This is a genomic window from Desulfovibrio sp. 7SRBS1 (assembly GCF_049723905.1).
GTDB lineage: Bacteria > Desulfobacterota > Desulfovibrionia > Desulfovibrionales > Desulfovibrionaceae.
Genome location: NZ_JBJKFD010000001.1, coordinates 3,327,783 through 3,349,802, shown reverse-complemented (window position 1 = coordinate 3,349,802; position 22,020 = coordinate 3,327,783). Strand labels below are relative to the sequence as shown.

Genomic DNA, 22,020 nt, shown 5'->3' with positions numbered 1-22,020 from the left:
TCCATGGGCCAACTGTGTGTAATCGTTAAATGAAAAAAATATTGCCGCGGATGGCCCAAAAACAGGATCACCAATTCGGCCATCGCACGACACGAAAACGACACTAGTGTTGGACTGCAGAAAAGTCAAAAAAACTGCCCTTAAGGGGAAGGATTCAAAAAACGACATAACACACCGGAAAAACAAATATTTTCCAAAGAAATTTCCACCACCGAAATTCATGGTTCTAACCATTTTTCAGTAAAACAGAAAAAACAGGCGGCTGTTCGCTTTTGTAGACCGGATAATTTGAAAATCGCGTACATTGTTGAAGGTATTTGGCAACGCAACAAAGAGGCAAAAACCCTGTAGCAGCAGGAAACAACCAATGCCAATGCATTGTGCACAGCGTGCTTAAGAATATCTTTACCGAACTAATAAAAATACATGACGACTTGTAGAGAGGATATGCCCACAAGGGCAGGCAGATGAACTTTCAAGTTGCATCCATCAGGCGGGTTGCAATCTCCGTACGGAAGGGAGCTCGTTTGGTGAACAAAACGAGCTGGGGCATCCTTCCTTTCTTGCTCAAGACGCCCAGAGCCGGGGCCTACGGCTTCCCAACCCTGTCTATGCAGCTCGTGTCGTGCGTTTCGTCCCGCGATCCTCCGCCAATACGGAACGTCGTGTAATACCCAATTGCATACCTATTTACTCCAAAGCGGCTGGAACAGGCGGCCGTGGCATCGGCAACCACCACGCAGTACTTCTCGCCTCCGGATTCTTCGTAGCCCGTCAGAACGGAAGCCTTCCCCAGGTACTTGTAATGCCCGCAATCGTAGCAATGCACCACGACAGCACCAACGGCCGCACAACTCTCCGGGCTTGCCTTTGAGCTGGCCCAAACGGGTGCTGCTGACATGAGGGAGACAGCAACAAACAACACTGCGAAGAGAGAAAACTTGGGCAACGTCATGGCGTATACTCCTGGGCATAAAATTTTTAGGGGCAGGCCTACTGCCCAATTTGGCAAACCTTGGCTGCACGTGAAGCCCGGGACCACCACAGAGCACACGCCCCGAACCGGAAGCAACACGCCGACAGAAAGCAGCAGCCGCATTCCTTCATCACACACCAACGTAAGCACACACTAACAAAAAACATACCAATAAATAATGTTTATGGGAAACAGTATGTTAAACCAAACCCGCCACAACCTTTCATCACATGCAGCCCATAAAGTTGGCGCTTCTTGGCTTTGCCGCCAACCCAGCAAGCGATAACATTGTCCAGCCGATTTCGCAGGTTTCCGTACCGCGCAACAGCCTGCCCTGCGGCCCCCCCACGTGATATGGCAACATAATATAGCCCCCGCGAAAACTTAGGCTGCTTGGAAAGGGGGGGATTATCCACCCCCCAGTGCGACAAAGGACCAAACCGGAATTCGATTTGAAGGAGATTTTCGGGGGCGGCTGCTGCATACAGCCGAAAGGAAAGAAAGGGTGAGCAAGGCCCCTTGCGCTGCAGCGAGAACCGGCCGGTGAGCCGACCGGCAAGTCAGCCGGGAAAATGGTTCGGCCATACGCGCTGTGGGGCGGATTTCTCCGCAAGATGCGTTGCCACACCTTGCGGAGGAAGGAGGTATACTAAAGGCCCAAAACCTTTGCGGCGTTGTTGTAAAGGTATTTGGCAACGCAACAAAGAGGCAAAACCCCTGTAGCAGCAGGAAACAACCAATGCCAATGCATTGTGCACACCGTGCTTAAGAATATCTTTACCGAACTAATAAAAATACATGACGACTTGTAAAGAGGATATGCCCACAAGGGCAGACAGATGAACTTTCAAGTTGCATCCATCAGGCGGGTTGCAATCTCCGTACGGAAGGGAGCTCGTTTGGTGAACAAAACGAGCTGGGGCTTCCTTCCTTTCTTGCTCAAGACGCCCAGAGCCGGGGCCTACGGCTTCCCAACCCTGTCTATGCAGGACGTGCCGTAAATTTCTTCCTTCTTTACTCCGCCAACCGAGAACGTCGTGTAATACCCAATTGCATTCCTATTTACTCCAAAGCGGCTGGCACAGGCGGCCTTGGCCTCATTAGCCACCACGCAGTACTTCTCGCCTCCGGATTCTTCGTAGCCCGTCAGAACGGAAGCCTTCCCCAGGTACTTGTATTCCATGCAATCGTAGCAATGCACCACGGCAGAACCAACGGCCGCACACTTCTCCGGGCTCATCTTGGTGCTTGCCAAAACGGGTGCTGCTGACATGAGGGAGACAGCAACAAACAACACTGCGAAGAGAGAAAACTTGGGCAACGTCATGGCGTATACTCCTGGGCATAAAATTTTTAGGGGCAGGCCTACTGCCCAATTTGTCAAACGTTGGCTGCACGTGAAGCCTGGGGCCACCACAGAGCACATGCCCCGAACCGGAAGCAACACGCCAACAGAAAGCAGCAGCCGCATTCCTTCATCACACACCAACGTAAGCACACACTAACAAAAAACATACCAATAAATAATGTTTATTGTAAACAGTATGTTAAACCAAACCCGCCACAACCTTTCATCATCTGCAGCCCATAAAGTTGGCGCTTCTTGGCTTTGCCGCCAACCCAACAAGCGATAACATTGTCCAGCCGATTTCGCAGGTTTCCGTACCGCGCAACAGCCTGCCCTGCGGCCCCCCCACGTGATATGGCAACATAATATAGCCCCCGCGAAAACTTAGGCTGCTTGGAAAGGGGGGATTATCCACCCCCCAGTGCGACAAAGGACCAAACCGGAATTCGATTTGAAGGAGATTTTCGGGGGCGGCTGCTGCATACAGCCGAAAGGAAAGAGAAGGTGAGCAAGGCCCCTTGCGTTGCAGCGTGAACCGGCCGGTGAGCCGACCGGCAAGTCAGCGGGAAAATGGTTCGGCCATACGCGCTGTGGGGCGGATTTCTCCGCAAGATGCGTTGCCACACCTTGCGGAGGAAGGAGGTATACTAAAGGCCCAAAACCTTTGCGGCGTTGTTGTACATGATGTTCTCACGCACGTCGGCGGCAAAGGGGAGTTCGTTGTACAAATTCATGGCCTGGCGGAAATCCACGCCGGGGTGGGCGCTGGCAAACAGGATCTTGTCCGGAATGATGGTGTTTGCCGCCTGGACATACGCCTCGGAACCGGGATGCTGCTCGTATTCGGACAGTTCCATGAACACGTTGTAGTTCCGTTCCGCCACCATGATGGCTTCCTGAACCCAGGGGTAGCCGCCGTGGCTGATGACGATTTTGAGTTCCGGAAAGTCGCGGGCCACGGAATCGATGAACCGGGGAGCGGCATGTTCCATAACCGCACCGGGCACCAGGGTGGCGGGGCCGGTGGAAATGACCATGGGAATGTCCAGCTCGCAGCACTTGGCATACAGGGGATAGTACTTGGCGTCGTTGGCCGGAATCTTGGCCAGATAGGGGTCGATGGACGCGCCGCTCATGCCCTTGTTTTGCACGGAGTCCTGCAGCTCTTTAACGGCCTTCATGCCCTTGTGGGGATCGAGCCCCACGAATCCGATGAAAATGTCGGGAAAGCTTTGTACAAAATTGATGACGCCGCCGTTGTTGGAACCGGCATCGTAGGTGGATTCGCAATCACGGCCGGTAATGACGGCCTTGACCACACTGTGCTTTTTCAGATCTTCGACGATTTCGGGAACGGTCTGGGCCTTCATGTGGCTGAGATCGATCTTTTCAAACATGCCCTTGAACATGGTGCTGGTGGTGAACCCGTCGATGGTCGCCTGCGTGTTGGGGCGGAACCTGAAATCAATAACCTGCATGAAAGACTCCTTTTGAATTACAATGCACATGTTGTCTGCCTTAGGCCTGCGGCGCTCCCCTGCCGCGCCTTCAGAAATCCCGCGCACACTGAAGCAAAAAGAGTGCCCGCAGTCCAAAGCCCCGCAAACCACGGGCAGAGCCATATTCTGTTGAAATTGCGCACGGATTTTCGCCCCGAACAGCTCCCACACATTGCAGTGGTACAACACTTTTTCCGGTCTGCCCCCATGATGGCTGGAGACAACCGAAGAATCCCCAGATTTGGCAGGCAAAAGCGTGCACCGGTGCAACACCGGCCTGCCGTTACGCAACGCAGACCCTTTTCTCCGCAGTGTTCTTGCCGATTTTCCCAACAAAATATTTTCCCAAACATCCTTTGGAATACGGGAAAAACCCTCTGCGCAAAACTTTTCCCCTTAGAAACAAACATGTTGCCCACCCCGGCACCCGGCCACCGCGCATATGGCACCCGGATTGCAATTTTATTCAAATAGTGCGACGTCCCGCACCGGCTATCGTTGCAAGAGACAAGGAGAACAGGGTCATGCGTATCGGCTGTATAGGAACCGGAAAAATGGGAGCCCCCATCGCCCACAACCTGATGAAGGGCGGCCACGAGGTGCTCATCTACAAACGAGGCACCAGCGGCACCGCAAGCCCGGCAGTGGAGAACAACGGCTCGGTAACCAACCTGATTGGCGATCTTGCCTCATGCGAGGTGGTGTTCACCTGCCTGCCGCTGCCCCAGGACGTCATGACGCTGATGGGCGGGCCACAGGGGCTGCTTTCCCAAATGAAGGCCGAGGCCATTTACGTGGACCTCAGCACCATAGATCCCCAAACGTCCCATTTTCTCGAAGACACTGCCGCGCAGTACGGCATAGGCTTTTTGCAATGCACCCTGGGCAAGACCCCGGCCCATGCCGAACGGGCGGAAGAACCGCTGTTCATAGGCGGAAACAGGGAGTGCTTTGAGCGTCTTTCCGACCTGTGGCCGGTTATCGGCGCTCCGGCCCATTATCTGGGAAGCGTGGACGCGGCCTGCGCCGTAAAGCTGGTCAGCAACATGATAGGCATGTCCAATCTGGTTGTGCTTTCGGAAGGGCTGCACATTCTGCAACAGGCAGGGCTGGATACGGAAAAGGCCGTGGAGCTGCTTCAGGATACCGGGGCCTGCAGTTTTCAGATGGACGTCCGCGGTCCGTGGATTGCAGCCGGGGACTACGAAAAGCGCTTCGGGCTGGACCTGGCACTGAAGGACGTGCGCCTTGGCTGTGAAATGGCGGAAGCCTGGGGCATGGACGTGTCGACCATGCGCACGGTTCTGGAAATATTCAAAAAGGCCAGCGCCCAAGGCCATGGCGAAGAGGACTGCTGCGGCGTCCACCACATCATTTCCTGACCCGGACTCCGGCGCTTACACCGCCCCCTCCACCGGCCCCCGGCCCGATCGGATGCACATTCACCGTTCAACCCTTTGTATCGCTTCACGAAAACAGGTACCAACACCATGTTCCTTCCCGGAATTTCAGTTCACGATCTTTTGCTCGCCTTTCTTGTCGTAACCATAGGCGCTTTTGGCAACGGCCTGGCTGGATTCGGCCTGGCACTGCTCATCGGCCCCTTTCTCCTGCTGATAGACCCGGCCTTTTATCCCGGCCCCATCGTTCTTCTGGTCGGCCTCATGACCGCCATGATCCTCTTCCGCGAACGCAACGCCATCAACCGGACCTACGTCAAACAGAGCATCCCTGGCTTCGTCATAGGAACTGGGCTGGCCGCCCTGCTGGTGGCCCACCTTCCCCACCGGGAAACAGCCATCCTCTTCGGCGGACTTATTTTTCTCGGCGTGGCCCTCAGCATGCTGGGCATCCGCATAACGCCCAACAGAAAAATCCTTTTTGCCGCCGGAACCATGGGCGGGTTCATGGGCACCCTGAGCGGCGTATGCGTTCCGCCCCTGGCCATCGCCCTTCAGAACAGCCCCGGCCCGGAACTGCGCGGCACCCTTTCCGCCGTCGGCCTCATCTCCGTGGCCATGTCCCTCATTGCCCTGGCCTCGGTGGGAAAACTCGGGCTTTTGCAGCTCCAGCTGGCCCTGGCCCTGGCCCCTGCCGCGGTTCTGGGGTACGTGCTGTCCTTCAAGCTCTCCCCGTATTTCGACAAACGGTGCACCCGTCCGGCGGTCTTTCTGCTTTCCAGCATCAGCGCGGCGGCCATGCTCATGGAATACCTTTAACGACACAATGGTAATGTAAGCCGATATTGCACCTATGCAACAGGGTATGGCATTTCTGCACACCATAGTCCTGCCGCACCTTCCTCCCCGCCCAGGTAACGCATTTTCTTCAGCAAGATTTTGCATTCCGCTGTGTATTCCAGCAAACAGCGCTCTCTGCGCACGCCCAGATCCTGCTCTTTGCACTGTATCGCTTCACTTGTGATGCAGCTGACTTTCCCCCTTACTTTCCTGGGCTGCACAGGAGACATCGGGCAAAACCGAAATCAGCCCGAACCTGAGCTGTAAAGAAAGCGCATACAACACTTATAATGGCATCCAAAAACGCATTATTATAATTTGCTGGTGCATTTATTGCTTATAGGTATCTACAATTTCCATCTTCAACCAATTTTTACTTTGCATTGCCGATTGCCAGCTAAAGCTTCGCGAAATCCGGACGCATCTCGGGATATAAAAGTCCAGAAACCGAGCCATGCATCACAACAGGTATTAACGCAGGCAGGCAAAAAGAAACGCGCAGTCTTTCATGCGACAGGAGAATTAATGTGGCCTTGAGCGCAAAAAACAAGATCGTTTTCAGTGTGTTCTCTTTCTTTACCCTGGTCATTCTTGTGATGACCGCAATCTCGTATGAAAACTTCAGCGCCTCTTCCAACACCTCGGAAAAAGAAAAACTCGATACCGTGGCCCGCTCCGTGGGCAAGGCGGTATCGGAAAAGCTGGAAGTCTACTTCAATACCCTGGAACTGACCGCCCGCCTGTTCTACGCAGCGCCCACGGATGATCCGCAGGCGGTGATGAAGTACAGAGACACCCTGCTCAAGAAGCTTGTAAGCCAGACAGGAGTGGGGGTGGCCTATTTTTGCTATGCCAACGGAACCACCTACGACATCAACGGGCTGGTCCCCAATTTCAATGCTAAAAAACTCGGACGCGAATGGTACAAGCGGCTGTTCGCCGGAGAAAAACGCATCGTCACCACGCCCTACACCTCGTCGCAGGGCGTAACCGTCATGGCGGCGGGCGTCCCCATTCTCAAGCAGGGCGAAGTTGCCGGAACCCTGTGCATCAACCTCGGGCTCAAGGACATTACGGACTACACCAACCATGTGCTCGATTTCAAAAACCTGTTCCTCACCCGCCCAAATGGCGACGTCATGGCCAGCGACAACGCGGAGGACATAGGAAAAATTCTCTGGGAACTCATCCCGGACCTGAAACAATACAAATCCCTCCAATCCGACGGACGGATCAAATTCTCGTACAATGGCCGGAACTATGAAGGCAGCGTCTTTGCCATCAAGAGCCTGGACTGGAAGGTCTGGTCTTTCGAGCAGGTGGACGTCATCCACGCGGATTCCTGGGAAAACATGTACCACATGGCCATGGTTGCCGCTGCCGCCCTTATCGTCTCGGCCATCATGCTCAATCTGCTGGCTTCGTATCTCATCTTCAAGCCGCTGAACAAAAGCGTGGCCTTTGCCGCCGCTGTTTCCGAAGGGAAGTTGGACGAAACCCTGGACATCAACCGCAAGGACGAGGTCGGCGTGCTGGCCGCAGCCCTGCGCTCCATGGTCGGCACCCTCAAGGAAATGATCGACCAAAGCGCGGAAAAGGAACGGCTGGCCGAACAGGAAGCGGAACGCGCCCGCAAGGCGGTTTCCGAGGCCGAAGAAGCCCGCAGGGAAGCCGAACTGGCCACCCAAAAGGGCATTATGCAGGCTGCCTCGCAAATTGAAGGCGTGGTGGAGCGCATTGCCTCGGGCACCGAGGAACTGGGCGCGCAGGCCGACCAGATAGCCAGCTCTGCCAAGACCCAGCACGAACGGCTGGCCGAAACCGCCACAAGCATGGAGCAGATGAACGCCTCGGTCATCGAGGTGGCCCGCAATTCCGGGGATGCCGCGACCAACGCGGTAAACACCCAGGAAGAGGCGAGCCGGGGTTCCGACCTGGTGCGCCGGGTCATCACTTCGGTAAACCACGTTCAGGAACAAACCCTGGCCATGAAGAAAGAGCTGACGGCTTTGGGCCAGCAGGCGGACAGCATCGGGGCCATCATGGACGTGATCAACGACATTGCGGACCAGACCAACCTTCTGGCGCTGAACGCCGCCATCGAGGCCGCCCGGGCCGGAGATGCCGGACGGGGCTTTGCCGTTGTGGCCGACGAAGTGCGCAAACTGGCGGAAAAAACCATCGGCGCAACCGACGAGGTGGGCAAGAAAATCTCGGCCATTCAGGCTGCGTCCAAGCAGAGCATCAACTCCATGGATACGGCTTCGATCTCCGTGGAAGAGACGACCACCCTTGCGCACGACTCGGGTGGAGTGCTGGAAAACATCCTCTCCTTTGCCGAGGCCAATGCCTCCCAGGCGCAGTCCATAGCCACGGCCGCCGAAGAACAGTCCGCCGCTTCGGAAGAGATAAGCCACACCGTGGAAGAAGTTTCGATTATTGCCAACGAGACCTCGGACAGCATTAACGAATCGGCCCGCGCCATCGAGCAGCTGGCACACATGGCGGGCGATTTGCGCTCGGTGGTCGAACAGCTGAAAAACGCATAACCACCCCGCAAACAAAACCCCAACGCCCGATAAATCCTAACACACAGGGCGCGCTGTACCTTAAAGGCTCGGCGCGCCCTTTTTATTTGTTCTCAACCAGAACATTGCCGGTGATCGCGAATTGCGCGGATCAGGCGTTGTATGGGCTGCCCTTCCCCTCCCTAAAAAACTCACTGGACAGCTCACTGGACGGCCCACTGGACAGCCACTTCCGTAAGACTCTTACGTTTCTTCAGCCCTCAAGTGGCAGGCTGCTTGAAAAGAAAAGCAGCCTGCCAAACTTTCACACAGGCTAAGACGATCTGTCTCAAAAGGAGAGAGTCGATGTCCAAAACGACAGAATTTGAAATACTGACTGTCAGCCCAAAGAACAGGCAACTCGTTTTAAATCAAGCCTGGCTCCGTGAGAATCTTGGTCTTAGGGATGATCAGAAATATGTGATTGCCCACAAGCTGCCAACCGGGGCGGTTCTTCTTAAACCGTTTGATCCAACAACAAGACGTGATGAACATCTTGCAAGTCTGGCCTCGTTGGTGAACGAAGATTTTGCTGTGAAGAACTCCGTTGACTTCCTCCCCCACCTGAAGGAAGGGGATTCCGGCGAAGATGAAAGCATTCATGCAGCCACCTTCCCGGTTGGTTCCTGCTTCATCGAGGGCGCTTGAGCCTTTCCCTCTCCACAGGCTGTAACGGCAAGCCCTGCCGCCAAAATGTTTATCGCCGCGTTCAGGTCCGCATGGGCTGTGTGGCCACAAGCCACACACCTGAACCGGCTTTGCGTCTTCCGGTTTTCAGCCGCGACATGGCCGCATTGAGCACACGTCCGGCTTGTGTTCTTCGGGTCCACCAGCACCAGCCTTCCGCCCAGCCAGTCCAGCTTGTACCCAAGCTGGCGGCGAAACTCGAACCAGCCCTGGTCGAGAATCGCCTTGTTCAGACCGGATTTGGCTTTCACGTTTCGTCCCGGCTCCTCCATGCTCCCTTTTGCCGAAGCGCTCATGTTCGATACCTGCAGGTCCTCCATAGCCACCATGCCGTGGTTTTGGGCAATGGCGGCGGATGCCTTGTGCAGGAAGTCGTTACGAGCATCGGCAATACGGAGATGAAGTCGGGAAAAGTGCGCGGAACAAAAGACCGGAACGGACTCCGGGGCAAGTCACTCATCGTCCTTCGCCAGTTCGGCCGCTATGTTCCGCGCCGTCTCCAAAAGCCGCTCGGCTATATCGGGGACGGCGTCAGGATCAACTTGGAGATCGGACAACGTCAAGGTCGCCACGGCCTGATTCCGCCTGAAGATAGGCGTGGATACGCAGGTCATCAATTCGTTGAATTCCCGATTGTCGATCGCGTATCCACGGGTTCTGATCCGCTCGAGTTCCTCCATGAAGTCGACCATGTTCAGGATCGTTCTGTCCGTAAATCGCTTGAACGTCAAAAGGGACAACGCCTTGCGTTGACGCGCCTCGGGCATGAAGGCGATCAGCGATTTACCGGATGAAGACGCATGCACGAAATCCATGCCGCTTGACGCCACGGGATTGACGATTGAGCCTATCGGGCGGTGCTCGATGACGTAATTCAGCGTCCCCCGCTCATAGGTGACGAGCGACCCCGCCATGTTCAACGCATCTGCCAGGACCGCTAGGTGCGGCTGCGTGGCTCCATAGAGGTCCTTGCCCTTGGAATAGGCCTCGCCCACCTCTTGCGCCATAAAGCCTATCGCGTACCGCCTGTTGGACTCCCGGAGAAAATGCGTCTTCTTCAATGTCTGCACGATATCGAACGCGCTGGCCTTGGGGAGCGCCAATTCATTCCCGATCTCGGTCAGGGTCAGCCCCTCCGGGCTTTCAGCCAGCAGGCGGAGTATCTCCGTCACCCTGTGGGCGGTTCTGTTCAATTTCATCTTCCACCTCCTGAGCAGTAAGGAGAAAAGCGGTTGCGGCCCTTTCGCCTTCCCCACCCTCTTTATATCCTTGCCTGATGTAAAGTACAAATTATACGCATATGCGAACTTTTATTCGTAACTGAAAATATTTTTGACAGCATTCTTCAAACGGCAATAGACAGTGATCAACGCTAACAGGAACCGTGCCGTCCAGCCATTCGGCCGCACGAAAATACGAAAATTACAACCCGGCCAGCCCATCGCATTCAGCAGGGAAGACCGGAGCAGCAACCGAGTGGAGGTCGGAATGACCGGATCTGAAAAAAAAGCGCCCGCATGACGCAGAATCGAGAGCTCTGCAAAGGATAGGGAATCTGCGCAGCGGACGCCCTTGTCGTTGTGAGGGATTAGAAACCCGTCGCGCCGGGGGCGACGACAACAGTAGGATTTTCAGGAGGTTGGCATGAATATGTTCAGGAAATACTTCGTATTGTTCGCGCTGTCGCTGGGGTACGCCGCCAGTTACATGTTGCCGTACATCAAGTACGTTTTCTACGACCAGTTGCTGGAAGGAGTTGGCTGCAACAACGAGCAGGCGGGCTTCCTGCTTACCGTCTACACCATCGCCGCACTTGTCCTGTACATTCCCGGCGGCTGGGTGGCCGACAAATTCAAGGCCAAGTACGTGCTGGTGGCCTCCTTATTCGCCACGGGCGTGCTCAACTTCGTCTTCGCCCTGAACATGAACTACTCCTTCGCCTTGGTCGTCTGGATCCTCCTGGCGTTCAGCACCGCCTTCGCGTTCTGGTCGGGCATCATCAAGGCCATCCGCCTGCTTGGCACCGCCGCGGAGCAGGGCAAGCTCTACGGCTTCTTCAGCTCCGGCGTCGGAGCCTTTTCGGCCATCACCGCCTCCGTCGCCCTGTACGTCTACGGCCTTTTCACCGCCGACGCCGTGGGCGGCCTCAAGGGAGTCATCTACGTGCAGGGCGCGACCTGCATCCTCTCGTCGATCATCGTGTTCTTCTTCTTTGAGGAAGCCAAAGACGCGGCAGCGGAATCGGAGGACGACAAGTTCAAGACCAGCGACATCCTCATCGTGCTCAAGAACCCCATGACCTGGGCCATCTCCATCCTGATATTCTGCGGCCACGGCATCTACACCAGCACCTCCTACTTCAACCCCTACATGACCAAGGTCATCGGCGTGACCATGGCTTTCTCCGGTGTATTGGCCATCGTGCGCACTCATGTGTTGCGCCTGACCTGCGGCCCGCTGGGCGGCATCTTCGCGGACAAGCTGAAGTCCCCGGCCCTGGTCATCATCAGCTGTTTCGCGCTGATGACTTCCATCCTGGTCGTCTTCATGCTGCTGCCCGTGGGCACCAGCGCCGCCGTGGTCATCGGCCTCCAGCTCCTGCTCGCCGCCGTGACCTTCACCTGCTACTCGATCCTCTACTCCTGCATCGAGGAGGTCGGCATTCCCCGCCGGTTCACCGGCACGACCGTGGCGGTCGCCTCCATGATCGGCTACCTGCCCGACATGATCTACAACCCGCTCTTCGGCGTTTGGCTCGACAGGTTTGGCAACACCGGCTACCTGTATATCTTCAGCTTCCTTGCCGCGTCCGGCGTCGTCGGCCTCTTCTCGGCCCTGATGATCCGGCGCAACAGCGTCATCGCCGTCAGGACGACTTCCCGGGCGGCATAGCCGCGTAACCCGCAACGGCCGGACAGGCCCGTCCTGTCCGGCCATGTGCAACAAGAGAGGGTGGCATGGAAGCGATCGACTACACAGTGCTGATGCTCTACTTCTGCTCGTTGCTCGCCATCGCCCTCCACGCGAACAGAAAGCAGAAGACCACGGAGGACTACTACGTCGGTGGGCGCGGGGCGGGCACCCTGTCGCTGGCCGCCCTCTGGATGTCGTCCTGGGTGGGCGGCGCCGCCATCATGGGAACGGCGGAGAAGTCCTACCAGATCGGCATCGCCACATCACCTATTCGGACCTCATCGAGCAGCGGCACGGCACCAGAGTCCGCCTCGTCAGCACCCTCACCACCATCCTGGCCTACATCGGCTACACGGCCAGCCAGCTCCTGAGCGCGGCCCTGTTTTTCTTTCCCCCCAGCTTTGTGCCCCTGCGGGCGCGGGAGACCGAATAAATGCTCGGCGTCACCCTGGTGAAGGACTGCTGGGTGCAGCTCTACTCCGCCATTGCGCTGGAGCTCGGCGGCACCATGGCCGTCAAGGAGATCGAACTCGGGGTGGCCTACGCCATCTGGTCCGGAGTCGGCATCATCGCGACCTCCGTGCTCGGCGTGATCCTGTTCAACGAAAGCATCACGCTCAGAAAATTCATCAGCGTAGCCATCATCCTGGTCGGCGTCGTCTCGCTCAACCTGACGGCGACGGAGTAGCCAACGTCTATCAACCCACAACTCACTGTTGGAGCATGTATGTTGCACCAAGAATTCATCAACAAACTCGAAGCTCTCCTCGGCAAGGACCGCTGCTCCTTCTCTCCGGAGGACATGGTCGCCTATTCCTATGACGCCAACCCGGAAAAGCGCGCCAAGCCCGAAGGCATGGTTTCGCCCAAGAGCACGGAGGAAGTGGCGGAAATCATGAAGCTGGCGTATGCGTATGACGTTCCGGTCACGCCGCGTGGCGGCGGCAGCGGCTACACCGGCGGCTGCGTCCCGGTCCAGGGCGGCATCGTCATGGCCATGGACCGCTTCAACCGGATTCTCGAAATCGACCGGGACAACTTCCTCGTCATCCTTGAGCCCGGCGTGGTGGTCAAGGACCTCCAGACCGAGGTAGACCGCATCGGCCTGATGTATCCGCCCGACCCCGCCTCCATCGCCTTCGCCACCATCGGCGGCAACATTGCGGAAAACGCGGGCGGCATCCGCGCCGTCAAGTACGGCGTGACCAAGCAGTACGTCATGGGCCTGGAAGTGGTCCTGCCCACGGGCGAGATCGTCCGGACGGGCTCCAAATGCATCAAGGACGTGGCGGGCTACAACCTGACCGAACTCTTCGTCGGCTCCGAGGGAACCCTCGGCGTCATCACCAAGGCCGTGCTCAAGGTCGTGCCCAGGCCGGAAGCCCGCAGGACCATGACCGCCACCTTCTCCACCCTGGAAAAGGCGGCCGAGGCCGTCAGCGCCATCTACGCCACCGGCGTGCGCCCGGCCACCCTGGAATTCCTGGACCGCATCTCCCTGGAGGCCGTGGAAAAGGCCATCGCCTTCGGCGCGAAGCCCGAGGAAGGCGCGCTGCTGCTCATAGAGGTGGACGGGCCGGATCAGTACCTCGACGCCGAGGCGGCAAAGATCGAGGCCGCCTGCGAGAAGTGCGGCGTCATCACCTTCCGCAAGGCGCAGTCGGACGAGGACCGCGAGGACCTCTGGAAAGCGCGCCGCGCCCTCTCCTTCGCCCTGTGCGAGATCGCCACGGAATGGGAGGATGACGACATATCGGTGCCCATCGCCCGCATCCCGGCCATGATCCGCAAGCTGGATGAAATCGCCGAGCGCCACCACATCATCATCGCCAACTTCGGCCACTACGGCGACGGCAACATCCACATCGGCATGACCACCGGCAAGGACGGCGGTCCCTTCCCCATGGTGGCCAAGCAGGAAGTGGTCGCGGCAGTGGTGGAGCTCGAAGGCCGCATCGCCGCGGAACACGGCATCGGTTGCGTCAAGGTGCAAAACCTGCACTGGAACATCGACGAGCCGACCATGAACCTGATGCGTAGCTTCAAGACGCTGCTTGACCCCAAGGGGTTGCTCAATCCGGGCAAAGTCATGCCCAGGGGATAAACCATGAAGAAACAGACCCAAGCCGAAAAAATGGCCGCGCTACAAAAGCTGGTCAAAAACGAAACCGACAAATGCATCCGTTGCGGCGAATGCCGAACCGTCTGTCCGGTGTTCGCCGTGACGCCCATGGAGCGATATACGGCCCGGGGCAAGATCGCCATCGCCGAAAGCCTGACCCGCGGCGAGCTGGAGTTCGACGCGCACACCCGCGAACTTTTCGACAACTGTCTGCTGTGCACCGGCTGTGTGAGCCAGTGCTCCAGCGGGGCGCGGGCGGACAAGGTGGTCATCGCCGTACGCGAGGCCTATGCCGAAAAGCTGGGTGTGCCCCTCATCAAAAAGGCCGTGGGACAGACCCTGTCCATGCCCCGGGGAGTGCTCGACGCGGGGGCCAAGATCGGCGCCATGGCGCAGAAACTGGCCTTCAAGGCCGTGCCCGAAACGAGCGGGTTGTACCGCCGTTTCTCCATGCCCATGGTGGACAAGGACCAGTACGTGCCGCAACTGGCGGCCAGACCGTTCAGGGACGAGGTCCAGTTCGCCGGAAGCCCGGACCAACCGAAGGTGGTCTTCTTCACCGGCTGCATGACCAATTACTTCATGACCGAAATCGGCCACAGCCTGGTCAAGGTCCTCAACGCCCTCGGCATCGCCGTCGAGGTGCCGTCCAGGCAGACCTGCTGTGGCATGCCCATGCTCGCCACCGGGGAGCACGAGATAGTGCGCAAGCAGGCCGAACGGAACATCGGCGCCCTGGCCAAGGACGGCATGGAGGTGCCCATCGTCACTGCCTGCGCCTCATGCGGCCACATGCTCAAACACGGCTATATGGACCGGTTCGGCGACGATCCCGCCCTGGCGACCGGGCTGAAGAACATCGCCTCGCGCACCAGGGACATCACCGAATTCCTGGCGACCGACACGGACCTGGACCGCCTGGTCCCGCTGCTCTCGAAGACGGCAAAGCTCTCGGCGACCTACCACGACCCCTGCCACCTGCGGAAAGCCCAGAAGCTGATCAACGAACCCCGCCGAGTGCTGGAGACGGCGACTGGAAACATGATCAGCGAAATGCGGCACCCCGAGGCCTGCTGCGGGCTCGGCGGTACATACTGCCTTGCCAACATGGAGCGGTCCAAACAGATTCAGGCCCCAAAGATCGAAGACGCCGCAACCACGAACGCCGACGTCATCGCCACGGCCTGCCCCGGCTGCATCCTGCAACTCCGGGACGGCCTGCGCAGGCGCAACGGAGGGACCGATATGCCGGTAAAGCACATCATCCAGATCCTCGCCGAGGCCATCGGCGCATAACCTTCGGAAACGGCTAGCAGACAAGTAGGTAATCCCTATTGGGGGTTACCTACTTTAAGATTCTAGCGTCCGCCTTAGAGACTGGTCCTTAACAACTCTATTACCAGAAACGCAGGATGAACAACCCCGCCCCCGAGAGCACGGAGGGGCGGACCGGGACTGGCCATCGTCTGCGTTATAGCCCATGATGGCGGCAACCTGGGCAACTACCGGGCAAGCTGAATGGTCAATTACTACCTGGAAGGCTTGTTGATCTTCTAGATAGTGTCGTCAAATTAAAGAAATTATGCTATCCCCCTTTAAGTCGAACACGGAGGATCGAATGCTAGCACACAGACGACACGACATTCGCGACAGAATTTGGGACGCTCTGAAGCCACATCTTCCAGGACGAAAAGGCTCTGTTGGTCGCCCCGCAACAGACAACAGATTATTCATCAACGCGGTCTTTTGGAGACTCCGCACAGGCGCACCCTGGCGCGATCTCCCACCGGATTACGGTCACTGGAAAAACACACAACGCAGATTTTGCCGATGGCGGGATCGTGGCGTGTGGGAAGGCCTGCTGGAGGAGTTGATGGTGGAGCCGGACTTTGAATGGCTGATGATTGATGCAAGCCATTGTAAGGTTCATCCACATGCGGCTGGGGCGGTTGGAGGCAACCAAGCAATGAGCCGCACAAAAGGGGGCTCAACACCAAGATACACTTGGCCGTGGATGCGCTTGGTTTGCCGGTCCGAGTTTCTATTACAGAAGGTACCAAAGCTGATTGCGCAGAGGCCTGTTGCCTGATTGATGGATTTGAAGCTGACTTTCTTTTGGCAGACAAAGGGTATGATACGGATGAAATCATCAACAAGGTCGAAAACATGGAAGCAACTCCGGTCATTCCGCCCCCCAAAAAAAAAGCGGAAGAAACAACGCGATTATGACAAATACTTGTATAAACTACGGCATATTGTCGAAAACGCATTTTTGCATCTCAAGAGATGGCGAGGTATTGCCACGCGATACGCCAAAAGGGCCTCGTCCTTCCTTGCGGCGATTCAGATTCGGTGCATAGTATTGTGGCTACAATAATTTGACGACACGTATCTAGAAACTATACATTTATCGAGCGGAGAAGCGAAACTACTATTTTAATAAAATTCACTATTTCTCCAGTCAATTATTAAATATTAGACACCGTTATACTATTTATAATTGTTTAAATTTTCTATAAATTTATTCTTTAAGCCTCGCTTATCAAAAGCGCAAACTTTTCTATAGTCCCAAATAAAATCCAAAAAAAATTTCACATTAGTACATTTTTCTTGCTTTAGCTGCTTGCAGACATTTATTCGTAATCGATGGTACAAGCCTACCATTTCATCATATTTTTTCTTTGCTGACCTTTCATTGAGTAATGGCAAATCGGTATATAAACTAAAAATATTATTTTTTTGCAGTATTGTTATAGTGTCATCTCTAACATAGTGCCGAACAAACGATACATTGTAATCATCAACATATAGCCCTTTATTTTTCGCCAAACCATATATTCTATTATTAAACTCATTACTAGGGTTCGTAATTGGTGAGGAAGTTTGAACTCGTGGTATAAAACAACCGAAGTCATAATTATACATATTTTCAGGGGTATTTATAAAATGGCCTTCGACATAAGCCCCAACTGAAAAATCGTTTTTTTTATCTTTATCAATAGAGTATTCAAAACGTTGCCTCCCATCTAGCGCAAATCCAATTAATTCTGAACTTGGCCTAAAGTGCGAGTACATAAGTAATTCTAAACTTTCTTTCCACTTACCTTCTGCATTTGAATCTCCAGAGATTTCGAAAAATTTTTTCTGAGCATCGTCCGGAAGGGGGACAATTCGTGCTGTTATTTTACTCAACCATCGATCTGTAAGTCGATTAAAGTCGAAATTAGAAAGCAAAACAGGTATCGCCTTATATTGTTCTAATATATTTTTTTTATCTAAATCTGAACATTGGAGAAACCGAGTAAAAGACTCTGGATATAAGAAGGCTATTTTATATGAGTCGTCAGCAGACACTTCCCAATTTGGCAAAGCTTGCACGGGGAAATAGGTTGGGCGAGAAGCACCAATTTTAATAGTCTGCCTACTGTAAGACGTCCCCGTTCCGTGTATGGAAGATCTACTATATCTACATTCAGTGGGCTGATAAACATGAGACACATAGGAAGCAGGCTTAAAGTACTGACAATATTTTGAAAGATACCCAGATGTTGTTACAATAGAGCCTACGTCAAGCTCTCTGCTAAAATAAAGATCTGATACCTTAGGGTGCCTCAATGGCTCATTTATACAATGCTTGATTTTTACAAAAGGGATACCATTATACAAATGGTATAAAAATTTAAGCAGATTAGTAGCACGACCCAAATCGCACATAGTTTCCCCGATGTTATATCTCGATACGTAGTTATAAATAAATATTTTTTATAAAAAAGTTACACCAAATCAATTCTAAAATCTATGCCCAAGTTGCAAAAAAACAGCCTCCAATTTATCCTTTTTTACCTTTCTAAAAAAGGCGAAGCCATTTTCGCTGTAACGGCGTTAAATCCTCTTGCCTGCCGAACTTCCACACAGGGTGTTCAAAAAGGTGCGAGAACAAGGCGCCAGGGAAATTGAGTCGCGACGTGTACTCTTATGTACACGAGCGAAGTCAATTTTCCGCAGCAACGCCGCTATCGTGCCTTTTTCAACATCCTGCAGGGTGCTCAAAAAGGTGCGAGAGCCAGACGCAAGCATTTCCGCGAGCGAGGACAGTATATCAAATACGGCCCGCGATGCGGAAATGTGCAGCAACGCCGCTATCGTGCCTTTTTCAGCACCCTGCCCACACAAAAAAGGCCTCGTCGCGCGTTACGCGACGAGGCCTTTACTATCCAGAAGGTACTCCGTCCTACATGCCGGCTCCAATAAGAGCAGGCAACCAGGTGCTGAGGAACGGGCAGTACACGATAAGCAGGATGGCAGCTGTAAGCACGGCCAGATAGGGGAGAACCGCCACGGAGATCTTTTCCACGGAAAGGTTGGCAATCCGCGAAGAGACAAAGAGGTTCACGCCCAAAGGCGGTGTCAGCATGGCGACCTCGTTGGTGATGACCATGACCACACCAAAGTGGATGGGATCGATGCCCAGGTTGCGGATCATGGGCAGCAGAACCGGAGCCAGAATGATCATGGTGGAGAGGGTCTCCATGAACATACCCAGAAAGTAGAGTATGCCGACGATCATGATCAGCACGATCTGCGGGTTCTTGGAAACGCCCAGAACCAGGTTGGCCAGCTTGAGCGGTGCCTGCTCGTAGGTGAGGATCTTGCCGAAGAGCGTGGATGCGCCCACGATGAGCAGAACCGTGCCGCACAGCATGGCGCCTTCCAGCAGGGACTTCTTGATGTGGTCGAAGGTGAGCGCCTTGTTGATGACAATGCCGACAAAGAGCGCCCAGACAATGGCCACCACGGACGCTTCCACAGGAGTCGCCATGCCCGAATAGATGGAGCCGAGTATGAGGAGCGGCGTCGCCAGCGCGGGCGCGCCCTTGTACAGGCTTACCAGGAAAACCTTCATGCTGAAGGGAGGGAGCGACTCGTCCACCTGCACGCCTTCCATCTTGGCCTTGACCATGGCCATGGTGGCCATGAGCATGGCGACGATCAGCCCCGGCACGATGCCCGCGGTGAACATTGCAGTTACCGAGACGTTGGCAAGGATGGCGAAGATGATCATGGGGTTACTGGGTGGCAGCAGGATGCCGATGGTTCCGCCGGAGGACGCGGCTGCCGCGGAATAGGACGGCGAATACCCGCTGCGCACCATGGACGGAATCATCAGCGTGCCGATGGCGGCCACGGTTCCCGGCCCCGAGCCGGAGATGGCGGCGAAAAAGGTACAGGCCAGGATGGTGGTGATGCCCAGACCGCCGGGCAGCCGTCCCACCACCTGCTTGACCACGTCGATGATCTGCTTGGTGATGTTGCCGTACTCCATGAGTGTACCGGCAATGACGAAACAGGGAATGGCCAGCAGGGGGAAGATGTTGACCCCGTCGAACAGGGAGTTGTGGATAATGGACAGGGGAAGGTAGCCGCAGGAGACAATGGCCACGATCGCCGAAATGATCAGGGACATGAAGATCGGCATCCCGATGAAGAAGCAGCCGACCAGAACGATAATGATAAGAGGAAGAGTAGACATTAGGCTTCATCCCCTCCGCCGATCTGGGCCAGGCTCATCAGATCGTGATCCTTGAAAAGTTTCCAGTACCCCATGATGAGGCGCAGGTTCATCAGCAGAAAGCTGGCGGGAAGCATGGCTTCCACATAGCCTTTGACGATTCCGAGGGTCGGGGAGACTTCGGGAAAGGCAAAGGCGTTGTCCAGGGCCAGACAGGACTGGTAGGCAATGAAAAAGTTGACCAGTATCCAGACGCAATCGGTAAAGATGCGAAGGCCTACCCGGCATTTTGGGGAAAGCACCATGAATTGGGCCGTGATGCGGACGTGCTGCCCGTGTTTAACGGCCAGAACCCCACCCATGTAGACTGACCAGATAAACGTGTAGCGGGACAGCTCTTCCGTCCAAGCCAGGGACGAGCTCAGGAAGAACCGCATGAAGACCTGCAATGTCAGGGCGAAGACCATTGTTCCAAGGAAAATCATGCACAGGTTTTCCTCGAAATTGGTGAAAAACTTTTTTGCAATATTCATACTCGGTACCAGGTAGTATTTAAGGGTCCAGAGTGATTGGAGAGTCCAAACCGACAGGCTGCCGGGAAAGTTCGACCGAATGCGTGTGCCGGGAAAAAATCAAAGTACCTGTGTGGTTCAGATACGTCGGGATTGATTTTCTTTGCAGCGACAACACCATTCACTTTCTCGACTGCCAGGGCGGGCGAAGCCCTGAAAGGGGCGGGCCAAAGCCCGCCCCTGTGCGATAAAGTCTATTTCTGGCCCATGATTGCCAGGGCCTGCTCGATCTTCGCCTTGCCGCCCACGGCGTCATAGTATTGCGGCCACAGAGCGCGGGCCTTTTCCATCCACGCGTCTTCGTCGGTCAGCTGCTCGAAGACCATGCCGTGCTTCAGGCAGTTTTCCAGGGCCTTCTTGTCCTGTGCGGCAACCCAGTTCCACTCGTACTGGCAGGCTTCCGTAGCGGCCTTCTGCACCAGTTCCTGGGTGTTTTTGGGCAGACGCTGGTACCAGGTGTCGGAAACCAGCAAAGGACCAACCCAAAGCATGTAGTGCAGGTCGGTGATGTACTTCTGCACTTCCCAGAACTTCTGGTCCTGGTTGATGGAGTGGGGGTTTTCCTGACCGTCGGCAACACCCTGCTGCAGAGCGTTGAAGGTCTCGGACCAGGCCAGGGGATGGGGTTCAACGCCCCAGGAGCGGAAGGAATCGAGCTGGATGCGGACCTTGGGAACGCGAATCTTCAGCCCCTGCAGGTCTTCCATCTTGGTGATGCTTTTCTTGGAGTTGGTCAGCACGCGGTAGCCGCCGATGAGCCACCCCAGGGGACGGGTCTGGCTCTGCTTGGCCACGTCGTCACCCAGTTCGCTTACGAACTTCTTGTTGCCCAGCAGGGTGTATGCATCTTCGAGTTTGGGGAAAAGATAAGGCAGAATGGTGATGGTTGCCGCCGGAGCAAACGGAGTCAGGTTGCCATCTGCCAGAACCGCTACGTGGATTTCGCCGTCACGCAGCTGCTTCACATTGGCCTGTTCGCTGCCCATGGAGCCGCCAAGAAAAAGATTCACGTGGACGTCGTCGCCGGATTCCTTTTCGATGATTTCCTTGAACTTTTCCAAAGCCACGGCATGGAGGCTGCCCGTGGGGTTGGCTGTTGCAGCCATGATCATTGTTTTTTTGTAGCCCTGTGCAAATGCTGTAACCGAACCCAGCAGAAATGTTGCAACAGCAAGCAGAACAATTGCTCTCTTCATCTTGGTGCTCCAGGTAAAAATGATTTGAGTGTAAACAAAGTCCCGGTCCGTAGACCATACGTAGGGCCGCCAGCCGTATTGCCAGCTGCTTGCGACCGCATCACACATTTATATTTTCGACAGGAGCAGAAGGATGTGGAAACATATCGGACATCCGCCAAGATTGTCCTCTACCTCACACGATGCGCCAACATCACAACAACGCCCTTTATCGACTGATTTGGTTCTTTCAAAAAATTTAATGCTTGGGAAAAAAGTATCACGCCGATTTTACCCAAAAACCGACGTCTCGCAGTAAGCAATATAAATGCCATTTTTTAAAAACCTTGCAGCTCGGGAACCTTGGGAAAAAAAGCGCAATGTAACGGACAACCCCACTCCGAACAACACT

At 55.2% G+C, this 22,020-nt stretch carries 17 protein-coding genes and 2 pseudogenes; 10 read left to right on the top strand and 9 right to left on the bottom strand.

Translation table 11 applies throughout. The features are described 5' to 3' along the window. Window positions 1-589: 589 nt before the first annotated feature. The 3 genes from ACI0FJ_RS15015 to ACI0FJ_RS15005 form a co-directional block, all read right to left on the bottom strand. Window positions 590-955 (bottom strand): hypothetical protein, encoded by a 366-nt coding sequence (locus ACI0FJ_RS15015; RefSeq protein ID WP_424304709.1) that lies wholly within the window; start codon window positions 953-955, stop codon window positions 590-592. A gap of 982 nt (window positions 956-1,937) precedes the next feature. After that, window positions 1,938-2,303 (bottom strand): hypothetical protein, encoded by a 366-nt coding sequence (locus ACI0FJ_RS15010; protein ID WP_424304708.1) that lies wholly within the window; start codon window positions 2,301-2,303, stop codon window positions 1,938-1,940. A gap of 668 nt (window positions 2,304-2,971) precedes the next feature. Then, a complete protein-coding gene (locus ACI0FJ_RS15005; protein WP_424304707.1) occupies window positions 2,972-3,802 on the bottom strand; it encodes an amidohydrolase family protein in 831 nt (276 codons plus the stop codon). Window positions 3,803-4,347: 545 nt separating this feature from the next. Here ACI0FJ_RS15005 and ACI0FJ_RS15000 point away from each other — a divergent pair. From ACI0FJ_RS15000 to ACI0FJ_RS14985, 4 genes are all read left to right on the top strand, one after another. Continuing rightward, the gene (locus tag ACI0FJ_RS15000; protein ID WP_424304706.1) at window positions 4,348-5,205 is read left to right on the top strand and encodes an NAD(P)-dependent oxidoreductase; all 858 of its coding nucleotides are present in this window, start codon (window positions 4,348-4,350) and stop codon (window positions 5,203-5,205) included. 108 nt (window positions 5,206-5,313) lie between these two features. After that, entirely contained in the window at window positions 5,314-6,042 is a 729-nt protein-coding gene (locus tag ACI0FJ_RS14995; protein WP_424304705.1) for a sulfite exporter TauE/SafE family protein, read from the top strand. A gap of 548 nt (window positions 6,043-6,590) precedes the next feature. After that, the gene (locus ACI0FJ_RS14990) at window positions 6,591-8,612 is read left to right on the top strand and encodes a methyl-accepting chemotaxis protein (protein ID WP_424304704.1); all 2,022 of its coding nucleotides are present in this window, start codon (window positions 6,591-6,593) and stop codon (window positions 8,610-8,612) included. Window positions 8,613-8,936: 324 nt separating this feature from the next. Further along, window positions 8,937-9,278, top strand: coding sequence for a hypothetical protein (locus ACI0FJ_RS14985; protein WP_424304703.1), 342 nt, complete (start codon window positions 8,937-8,939; stop codon window positions 9,276-9,278). On the opposite strand, the pseudogene ACI0FJ_RS14980 reads toward ACI0FJ_RS14985, so the two are convergent. Both ACI0FJ_RS14980 and ACI0FJ_RS14975 read right to left on the bottom strand, forming a co-directional pair. Beyond that, window positions 9,230-9,721: pseudogene (locus tag ACI0FJ_RS14980) on the bottom strand (RNA-guided endonuclease InsQ/TnpB family protein); the annotation flags it as partial. The gene ACI0FJ_RS14985 and the pseudogene ACI0FJ_RS14980 overlap by 49 nt on opposite strands. Window positions 9,722-9,769: 48 nt before the next feature. Further along, the gene (locus tag ACI0FJ_RS14975) at window positions 9,770-10,516 is read right to left on the bottom strand and encodes an IclR family transcriptional regulator (RefSeq protein ID WP_424304702.1); all 747 of its coding nucleotides are present in this window, start codon (window positions 10,514-10,516) and stop codon (window positions 9,770-9,772) included. Between the two features lie 445 nt (window positions 10,517-10,961). Here ACI0FJ_RS14975 and ACI0FJ_RS14970 point away from each other — a divergent pair, with 445 nt between their 5' ends. The 6 genes and pseudogenes from ACI0FJ_RS14970 to ACI0FJ_RS14945 all read left to right on the top strand — a co-directional run bounded on the left by ACI0FJ_RS14970 (window position 10,962) and on the right by ACI0FJ_RS14945 (window position 16,729). Next, a complete protein-coding gene (locus ACI0FJ_RS14970) occupies window positions 10,962-12,209 on the top strand; it encodes an MFS transporter (protein ID WP_424304701.1) in 1,248 nt (415 codons plus the stop codon). A gap of 65 nt (window positions 12,210-12,274) precedes the next feature. Further along, on the top strand, window positions 12,275-12,601 hold the full coding sequence (locus ACI0FJ_RS14965; RefSeq protein WP_424304700.1) for a hypothetical protein: 327 nt from the start codon (window positions 12,275-12,277) through the stop codon (window positions 12,599-12,601). 62 nt (window positions 12,602-12,663) lie between these two features. Then, window positions 12,664-12,918 carry a DMT family transporter gene (locus ACI0FJ_RS14960; protein WP_424304699.1) on the top strand — a complete coding sequence of 85 codons (255 nt, stop codon included), beginning with the start codon at window positions 12,664-12,666 and terminating at the stop codon, window positions 12,916-12,918. A 39-nt stretch (window positions 12,919-12,957) separates the two neighbouring features. Continuing rightward, window positions 12,958-14,334, top strand: a complete 1,377-nt coding sequence (locus tag ACI0FJ_RS14955; RefSeq protein WP_424304698.1) for an FAD-binding oxidoreductase — start codon at window positions 12,958-12,960, stop codon at window positions 14,332-14,334. A 3-nt stretch (window positions 14,335-14,337) separates the two neighbouring features. Continuing rightward, entirely contained in the window at window positions 14,338-15,648 is a 1,311-nt protein-coding gene (locus ACI0FJ_RS14950) for a (Fe-S)-binding protein (RefSeq protein ID WP_424304697.1), read from the top strand. A gap of 322 nt (window positions 15,649-15,970) precedes the next feature. Beyond that, window positions 15,971-16,729, top strand: a pseudogene (locus ACI0FJ_RS14945) (IS5 family transposase). A 113-nt stretch (window positions 16,730-16,842) separates the two neighbouring features. On the opposite strand, the gene ACI0FJ_RS14940 reads toward ACI0FJ_RS14945, so the two are convergent. The 4 genes from ACI0FJ_RS14940 to ACI0FJ_RS14925 all read right to left on the bottom strand — a co-directional run bounded on the left by ACI0FJ_RS14940 (window position 16,843) and on the right by ACI0FJ_RS14925 (window position 21,629). Continuing rightward, on the bottom strand, window positions 16,843-18,066 hold the full coding sequence (locus ACI0FJ_RS14940) for a hypothetical protein (RefSeq protein ID WP_424304696.1): 1,224 nt from the start codon (window positions 18,064-18,066) through the stop codon (window positions 16,843-16,845). Between the two features lie 517 nt (window positions 18,067-18,583). After that, a complete protein-coding gene (locus ACI0FJ_RS14935; protein ID WP_424304695.1) occupies window positions 18,584-19,882 on the bottom strand; it encodes a TRAP transporter large permease in 1,299 nt (432 codons plus the stop codon). Further along, a complete protein-coding gene (locus ACI0FJ_RS14930; RefSeq protein ID WP_424304694.1) occupies window positions 19,882-20,394 on the bottom strand; it encodes a TRAP transporter small permease in 513 nt (170 codons plus the stop codon). The genes ACI0FJ_RS14935 and ACI0FJ_RS14930 overlap by 1 nt, the downstream gene beginning before the upstream one ends. Window positions 20,395-20,627: 233 nt before the next feature. Continuing rightward, on the bottom strand, window positions 20,628-21,629 hold the full coding sequence (locus ACI0FJ_RS14925; protein WP_424304693.1) for a TRAP transporter substrate-binding protein: 1,002 nt from the start codon (window positions 21,627-21,629) through the stop codon (window positions 20,628-20,630). Between the last annotated feature and the right edge of the window lie 391 nt (window positions 21,630-22,020).